Below are 7827 nucleotides of genomic sequence, written 5' to 3'. Positions count from 1 at the left end.
TGGTGGCGGTGGACTATATGAAGTTTGATAGGCGTTGGGTCGCGATGCTGGAGGAGCCTGATTACGAACGACTCTTTCGTCATTTGCTAACGTTCGCGCGTGCCAGTGGCCGAAAAACCGTACTGGAGGGCGTTGAAACCGAAGCGCAGCTCATGCGTTTACAGGATTACCCGTTGGATTTCGTGCAAGGATTTTTATATCGCACTCAATTTCTGAGTTCCCCGCGACTTGATCTGGAATTGCTCTGGGATCACTGAAACTGTCAGGATGGGGCAGGGGACCGTGAAATTAACGGAAACAAAAAGGGCAACGCTATGATAGGTTGCCCTTGTAAGTCAGTTGGTCTAATGCGTCAAATCAAACCTTAAACCGAGAAGTCATGCTCTGTAGGTTGTTCGCCAGCTGAGACAACGATGCTGAAGCATTTTGTGTTGCCCGGCTACCCTCGACGACCGTACTGCCGAGTGATTTAAACTGCTGAACTTTACCCCGCACTTCTTCCATATCATTGCGCGCGTCACTTGCCAGCGTGGCCGCTTCTTCGCATTCGCCGCTCAGGCTGTGAATGGTGTGTTGGATAGAAGACAAACTTTCGACAGTTGCCTGTGCGAGCTGTACTGAATCCCTTGCCTTGGATTGGTTGGATTCCATCGTATTCATGGATGCAGTAATAGAGGAAACAATGGTTTCCAACATAGCGTTGATCTCAACAGTCGACTGGTGAGTACGTGTCGCCAGAGTACGCACCTCGTCGGCAACGACCGCAAAGCCTCGACCGGATTCGCCAGCACGGGCGGCTTCGATTGCTGCGTTGAGAGCGAGAAGGTTGGTTTGATCAGCGATATCCGCAATGGTGCTGACGACACTGGAAACTTGGTCGCCGGCATCACGCAACTCCATTAACATGCTAGCCGTTGTTTCAATATCACCCGCTAACGCTTCAATACTGGCCGAAGTGCGTTCAACTTCACCGGCACCAGACTTAACCTCTGACGCGCCTTTGCGGGCAGACTCTGAAGCCAGTGCGGAACGTTCAACGCCGCGTTCTATCTGCTGTTCAAGCTGCATCATGACATCCATCAGGTTGTCGATCTGCTGATTCAGGTGATTGATTGCCTGATCTGAATTGGATGCTGTATCGGTGAGTGACGTGACGGAGGTACTGATGCCTTTGGTGGCGCTGGATACTTCAGCCATGCCGTTGCGGAACAGTTCCAGTAACTCGTTGATGCTGCTGGATGCTCGGCCGACTTCATCGCCGCTTGTCTGAGGCAGCTGAATGGTCAGATCCTGATCACGAGATACTTTTAGCAAGCCGGTTGCCAGTTCACTGATCGGGTTGGCCACTTGCTTGCGGGCAAAGATATAAGCAAGCAGGGCAACGATCACAATGCTTGATACCAGTAAAATAATCAGCTGCACGGTTCCGGCCATATCGTCGATGATGGTCATCGAGCTGTCGCTGGCCGATTTGCTCACTTGTGTATTAATCTGACTGAGCTGTTCTAGCGCGGTGCTGGCATTTGCGGAGAGCGTGCCGAGTTCGTTACGTGCACTATCCCAATTGATCGTGTCTGCGGACATCGTATTGCGCAGTTGATCCAGAGACTGGTCCATATCATTCAAGCTACGGGACAGGCCCTCAAGACGGATGCCGCCGCTGGATTGTAAGGCGCGAACGGCTTGGCCGCGTACTTGATTGATGGTGTCGCGGCGTTGGTCATACGTTGCCACGTCGATGGTTGTGCCATACAGCGAATAGGCTGCGATCTCCAATTTACCAACCGATGCGCTGATGCGTTCCAGCTGACTGAGCTGAGGTAGGGTGCGGTCAACAAAGGTTGTTACCTCGCTTTGAACGGAGCGTGTTGTATTGGTTAGTGCGAATGCAGCGATCACGGTGATCACCAGCACGGCGGCATATCCTAAAAAGACCTTGGTACTGATAGATCCGAAAATCTTCGCCATCTGTTGCTTCCTTTATTACTATGCTTTTGCACGCATTATTAGAGAGACCTGTCTCATCGGCTTCACCAAGAAGCCACGAAACTGACAATAACCAACTGTAATCTATAGATTTTGTACAGATTTCAGTAAATCGCAACCACCTTACAGAGGTAATTGGATGAATATACCTGATCAAAGCTTCGACCCGACTCATATTGAAGGGTATCACGCCCATATTTATTATCGTGATCAGAATCAGCGTCAGGTTGCCGCGAAAATTCGTGAAGTCATTGAAGCACGATTTGATGTGGTGCTCGGGCGCTGGCGTGATGAGCCCGTCGGGCCGCATCCATTGCCGATGTACCAGGTTGCGTTCGACAAAAAAGTAATGGCTGAGATATTACCCTGGTTGATGTCTGTGAGAGGGTCTTTATCCATACTGGTACACTGCTGTACCGGAGGAAACGATCTGCTAGATCATACTGCGGGAGCATTTTGGTTAGGGGGTGAGCTTGATCTGAATACTGCGATTTTTGGCGATGAGATCGGGCGCACGGGTTGAGCCTCCGGGACACATGGGCAGAGGTTAATGAATGAACCTGCAAGAAGAAGTATCCAGTGAGTGTCCGTGCTGCGGTGAAGTCATCACGTTGCTGGTGGATTGCTCGGTGCCTCAACAGCAGTACATAGAAGACTGCGAAGTCTGCTGTCGTCCTATTAATGTCAGTGTAAGCGTTGATAATGAGGGATGGCCTCAGGTTCAGCTCAGTCACGAAAACGAGTAATACGCAGGTATCATCGGTAAGCATCCGCAAAAAGATGTTATTCTTGCCATCAAAATTCCGACTTCACTCTCAGTTCAGGTGCCAGAATGGGCCGCTCCCTTTACCCCTCAACCGCTGTTACTCCCACCCAAAACACCGATCAACATGTGACGGTATTAGCGTTTCTTGTCGCCCGTTTCCCGCAAATACCTGAAGAGATCTGGTGTGAACGCATGCGGCAGGGTTACGTGCATTGGGAGGATAAAAGCCTAATTGACGAAAATACTCCTTTTAAAGCCAACACAAAGGTCCTGTACTACCGGGATGTACCCGATGAGCCTGTTATTCCGTTTGAAGAGACGGTGATCTTTCAGGACAACGAGCTGTTGGTGGCGTGTAAGCCTCACTTCCTGCCTGTTACCCCGGGGGGCGTCTATGTAGAGCAGTGTTTGCTGAATCGATTGCGCCAGCAGACGGGTATCAAAGCACTCACACCCATACATCGTATTGATCGTGATACGGCAGGGTTGGTGATGTTTTCAGTCAATCCGGATACGCGTGGTTGTTATCAACAGATGTTCGCGGAGGGGACAGTTAAGAAAACCTATCATGCGGTTGCTGCCTGTAACGATGATTCACTCGTGGGGCGGCGATGGCTGATTGAAAACCGGATGGAAAAGGCTGAGCAGTGGTTCCGCATGGCGATTAAGGATGGAGCTATCAATGCCCGTTCAACGGTGAGCTGTTTGAAGGTGCGATCAGGGCGTGCTCTTTTCGAATTGAGCCCACTCACCGGTAAAACCCACCAACTGCGTGTACATATGGAGAGTTTAGGGTACCCGTTGGAGAATGATCGATTGTATCCCGTTGCACTGCCTCAGGCGGCTGACGATTACAGCAAACCTTTGCAACTGCTTGCGCGTGAAGTTGCGTTTAACGATCCGGTTACAGGTAAACCGCGTCACTTCACTTCGACCCGCCTATTAAACTGGACAGGCTAGCGCATACTAGAAACGAGGTAAGTCACTAGCATTAATTTTGGTTTTTTAGCGTTCAATCCTAAATGGAATTGAGAGTTTCCATCAATCGGTAAATTTTTGAGTACCGCGACACGATCAAAGTCAATTGCCCGGTTGGCGTGTGTTTGGTGCGCCTGATAGTATGTTGAAAGATTGTATCTCAGCGAATTAGCTGAACGAAGGTGTTGTTTGATGATTGGTAGTACCTTGAGGTGGTTTGTTGCGTTGCTGCTATGTATTCAAGTAGCACATGGTAACGACAAGGTTGTATTGCAGCTGAAGTGGGAACACGAATTCCAATTTGCCGGATATTATGCGGCTCTCTGGCAAGGATATTACGACGAAGCAGGACTGGACGTAGAGATACGGCCTGCCTCCGGAGCCGATGGACAGTTAAAAGCACCGGTAAAAGAGTTGGTATCTGGTGAAGCGGATTTTGCGATTGGCGCGTTGGATATCCTTGTCCATCGCGACCGGGGTGAAGATCTCGTTGTGCTTGCACCCATCTTTCAGCGCAGCCCTCATTCTGTTTTTTCACTGCAGGGTACCCGACTGACCAGTGTAGACGATCTTGCAAAATTGACTGTCGCGACCCCTTTTGACGATTTTACCCTTGCGGAAGTGCAGGCACTTTTTCACTCCCGCAATATTGATCTCGCCGATACCCGATTTGTCGATGACCCTCCCACTATTAGTACGCTTTTAGAGAACAAAGCCCAGGCTATCGCGACGTACAGTATTTCTGCCCAGTATGAGGCGCGTGAGCGAGGCATTTCATTACATGAACTCTCGCCATCCGAGTTTGGCTTGGATTTTTACGGCGATACCTTGTTTACCCACCAGCGTGTAATTAAATCCGATCCGGACAAAGTCGACCGTTTTGTGCGCGCCAGCCTGAAAGGCTGGGAATATGCCCTCACGAATAAAGAGGAAATTGCACAGCGAATCGCTCGTGAGTTACCCCGGTATTTGTTTAGTTATCAGGATTTAGAAGGCTATAACCTGGCTTTTGCCGACGTCATTGATACCTATATGGCGTACCCCTACACTGAGATTGGTCATAATAATAGCCTGCGTTGGGAGCGAATGATCAGCAACCTGCGCGCTATAGGAATGATCAAGAAAGATATGGATGTTGATGACCTTATATTCGATATCAATAGCGCCGATGAGCTGGATGTCAGCAGTACACAAACACTAGTGTTGATCGGCCTTGGTCTGTTGCTGCTATGCAGCTTCTACTATGGGCGACGTCTTAAGTATGTCTGGCTGCTCTATCTTTTGGCTCTGGGGGTGATCTATGTGGCTGAGCAGAGTGTCGAGGCACAGTTGGAGCGGGATCATTTCAAAGACCTGGAAGTAGACGTGCTGCAGCAGCTGAATGCAGTTGCTGCGAATATGTCAGGCATCGTGAACCGTAATTTGGCATATGTCAGTGGTATGTCGGCGCATGTCGCCGTCAATCCCGACATTGATCAAATGCAGTTCAATCGGTATAGCGAAGCGATCTTTCGTCAGGAGCCCTTGTTGATCAATCTGGCCGCTGCGCCTGATATGGTCATCGAGTTGGTTTATCCGCTAAAGGGAAATAAGCGGGCGCTTGGGCTTGATTATCGGACCAAGGCAGACCAATTAGATGTTGTGATGCGCGTGCGCAATAATGGCCGTTTGGCGGTTGCCGGCCCGATTGATCTAGTTCAAGGGGGGATGGCCTTTGTCGCGCGCGCCGGTGTGAAGTCGGTTGATGAATTTGGAGAAGAGTATTTCTGGGGCATTCTGTCAGCACCGTTCTTGGCCAACGACCTGTACCGAAAAGCGGGGCTGTTTGAGCCGGATATTTCTGTCGATATTGCTATTCGTGGACGTGATGGCTTAGGCCGCAACGGTGAGACGTTCTATGGTGACAGTTCATTGTTTGATGATCCTCGCTCACTGAAATCAACGATTCGTGTCGGTGATGGAACCTGGCAATTTTCTGCGCGTCCGAAAGAGGGCTGGAATTACAATCGCCAAGGAGTCGTGTGGTTACGTGGTTTTGCTGCATCGTTGGCATTTCTACTGTTTCTGTTCCTATTGTGGCAGCGACGACAGATCGATGCTCAGCGGTTGTTCGAGCAAAAGATTCACGATAACGAAGGCTTGCTACGTGAGATGAGTAAAGTGGCGCATATCAACGGCTGGAAGATTCCGGCGGGTGCGTCTCAATTGCACTGGAGTAGCCACGCATCCAGTATTTTGGGCATCTCCGAGCGCGAGCACGGCTGGAGTATGGAAAGTGTCCTTGGATTGTTTGATGAGCATCAGGCCAACAAATTGAGGTTGGCGTTGCTGGATGCGATGGAGCAGGGACAATCCTTCGATATCGAACTTAGCCTTAATATTACCGGCACAGAGCACCGCTGGATTCGTTGGATCGGAAACGCACAGCTGCGAGATAGCGGGCAGTATGAAGTCACCGGTGCGGTGCAGGATATTACCGAGCGTAAGAAGTTCAGTGAGGTGGTAGAACGGCAGGCGAACTATGACCTGCTAACCGGGTTACCCAACCGTTCCTACTTTTACGAAAACCTGAGATGGTCGGTAGCTGCGGCCCAGCGTACCAATACCCAGCTTGCCGTATTGTTTATTGATCTGGACAAATTTAAGCCAGTGAATGACAACTACGGTCATGTTGCAGGTGACAAATTACTGCAAAGTGTCGCTCAGCGAATTCGCAATAGTTTGCGGGAATCCGACTTCGTGGCCCGTATAAGCGGTGATGAGTTTACCGTTGTGTTGCGCCAGATCACCAATGAATATGCGCCTATTGATGTCGCAGAGAAACTTCTTTCCGAGATACGAAAACCGTACGCAATTATGGATCGCCAGATCTATTGTGGTGCCAGTATTGGAATTTCTGTATTCCCCGACGATGGCGTCGAAGCAGACGATCTGATATCGAAAGCTGACTACGCAATGTACGAGGTCAAGCGCAACGGGCGTAACGGTTGCCAGTACTTCACGCATGCCATGCAGGAGCGCTCAGAGAATCGTCATAAGCTCTACACCCGTCTGCAGCAGGCGATCGCCGACAAACAGCTGTATGTTGTATACCAACCCATCATTGATCTTAGGTCCGGGGAAACCACCAAGTGTGAGGCTCTGGTGCGCTGGCGTGATACTGACGGTTGTGAAATTCCGCCATCAGAGTTTATTGCTTTGGCGGAAGAGACCAGTTTGGTTAATGAGATCGATCGTTTTGTTCTGGCCGAGGCGGGCGATTTTATCTATCGCTTGGAGCAGATTACCGGGCGGCGGATTGCGCTGTCGGTGAATGTATCCCCTCGGGTATTTTCTTCTACAGAGTCTGCTATGAAAAGTTGGCTGAATTTGGCAATGGATGTTGCATCACGGATCGATCTCACCATTGAGATAACCGAACGGATGTTGATCGATGGGCCGGACAAAGCATTATGTGTACTGAACAAACTGAAAAATAGTGGTGCGACCATTGCGATTGATGATTTTGGGACCGGCTACTCGTCTCTGAGTTACCTGACGCAGTTGCCCATCGACTTTATCAAGATTGACCGCTCCTTCGTACAACAAGTTAATGAGAATAAGTCATCCCGCATGTTGGTGGATACGATCGTAAATCTGGCAAAAAATCTTGATCTGCAATTGATTGGTGAAGGCGTGGAAACCACCGAAAACCTGGAGATGCTGAGGTATAAGGGGTGTGACTTTGCGCAAGGCTATTTGCTGGGTAAACCGATGACAGGCGATAAGTTGTTAAATAGGGTGGCGGAGGAATCGCCGGTATTCTGAGGGCGATTCAGAAACCCGAAGACCCTTGTCTGGGTTTTACGTTGATCTGGATGCTGCGTCTTAGAAGCATACTGGGGTAGTATGCAGGAAAAGAATAAGAATAAGCGAAGCACGGGAGGTGCTTATGAGTCGCGTAAAACGGCCTTTTCTTCAGTCTGACTTGCAGGTTTTGGTTAACGACCTGGCCCCTCTGTTTGGTGATCGTATCCATCTGTCGCAGGCCGTTCGAGAACAACATGGTCAAGGGGAAGACAGTTATGGCTGTATGCCGCCCGATGTAGTGATCTATC

At 49.9% G+C, this 7827-nt stretch carries 6 protein-coding genes; 5 read left to right on the top strand and 1 reads right to left on the bottom strand.

All coding sequences use genetic code 11. From position 1 onward, the window contains the following. On the top strand, positions 1-257 hold a 257-nt coding region (locus ABYW01_RS09105), incomplete at its 5' end, for an EAL domain-containing protein (protein ID WP_372832217.1). Between the two features lie 100 nt (positions 258-357). Here ABYW01_RS09105 and ABYW01_RS09100 read toward each other — a convergent pair. Continuing rightward, positions 358-1968 (bottom strand): methyl-accepting chemotaxis protein, encoded by a 1611-nt coding sequence (locus ABYW01_RS09100; RefSeq protein WP_372832215.1) that lies wholly within the window; start codon positions 1966-1968, stop codon positions 358-360. Positions 1969-2125: 157 nt separating this feature from the next. Between ABYW01_RS09100 and ABYW01_RS09095 the strand changes: the two genes are divergently transcribed. The 4 genes from ABYW01_RS09095 to ABYW01_RS09080 all read left to right on the top strand — a co-directional run bounded on the left by ABYW01_RS09095 (position 2126) and on the right by ABYW01_RS09080 (position 7537). Further along, entirely contained in the window at positions 2126-2509 is a 384-nt protein-coding gene (locus ABYW01_RS09095; protein ID WP_372832214.1) for a DOPA 4,5-dioxygenase family protein, read from the top strand. A gap of 31 nt (positions 2510-2540) precedes the next feature. After that, positions 2541-2732 carry a CPXCG motif-containing cysteine-rich protein gene (locus ABYW01_RS09090; protein WP_372832213.1) on the top strand — a complete coding sequence of 64 codons (192 nt, stop codon included), beginning with the start codon at positions 2541-2543 and terminating at the stop codon, positions 2730-2732. An 86-nt stretch (positions 2733-2818) separates the two neighbouring features. Beyond that, a complete protein-coding gene (locus ABYW01_RS09085) occupies positions 2819-3712 on the top strand; it encodes a pseudouridine synthase (protein WP_372832212.1) in 894 nt (297 codons plus the stop codon). Between the two features lie 210 nt (positions 3713-3922). Then, positions 3923-7537 (top strand): EAL domain-containing protein, encoded by a 3615-nt coding sequence (locus ABYW01_RS09080; RefSeq protein ID WP_372832211.1) that lies wholly within the window; start codon positions 3923-3925, stop codon positions 7535-7537. The last annotated feature ends 290 nt before the right edge of the window (positions 7538-7827 follow it).

It is taken from the genome of Pontibacterium sp., assembly GCF_041587635.1.
GTDB lineage: Bacteria > Pseudomonadota > Gammaproteobacteria > Pseudomonadales > Balneatricaceae > Pontibacterium.
The sequence above is the reverse complement of the archived record's forward strand: the minus strand, read 5'-3'. Positions and strand labels throughout refer to the sequence as shown.